This is a genomic window from Floricoccus penangensis (assembly GCF_001832885.1).
Classification (GTDB): domain Bacteria; phylum Bacillota; class Bacilli; order Lactobacillales; family Streptococcaceae; genus Floricoccus; species Floricoccus penangensis.
Genome location: NZ_MKIQ01000022.1, coordinates 1 through 453, shown reverse-complemented (window position 1 = coordinate 453; position 453 = coordinate 1). Strand labels below are relative to the sequence as shown.

The 453-nt window shown below is 38.4% G+C and carries 1 protein-coding gene; it reads left to right on the top strand.

Going from position 1 to position 453, the window contains the following annotated elements; all coding sequences use genetic code 11:
* A partial coding sequence (locus BG262_RS10720) for a hypothetical protein (RefSeq protein ID WP_158006637.1) occupies positions 1-453 on the top strand: 453 nt, incomplete at both ends.

Sequence of the window (453 nt, the reverse complement as noted above, 5' to 3'; positions counted from 1 at the left end):
CTTGATGACTCACTTGAAGTACTTGGTTTACTACTTGTGGTAGTTGAACTTGATTCCTCACTTGAAGTACTTGGTTTACTACTTGTGGTAGTTGAACTTGATTCTTCACTTGAAGTACTTGGTTTACTACTTGTGGTAGTTGAACTTGTTGATTCACTTGAAGTACTTGGTTCGCTACTTGTGGTAGTTGAACTTGTTGGTTCACTTGAAGTACTTGGTTCGCTACTTGTGGTAGTTGAACTTGTTGACTCACTTGAAGTACTTGGTTCGCTACTTGTGGTAGTTGAACTTGATTCTTCACTTGAAGTACTTGGTTCGCTACTTGTGGTAGTTGAACTTGATTCCTCACTTGAAGTACTTGGTTTACTACTTGTGGTAGTTGAACTTGATTCTTCACTTGAAGTACTTGGTTTACTACTTGTGGTAGTTGAACTTGATTCCTCACTTGAAGTA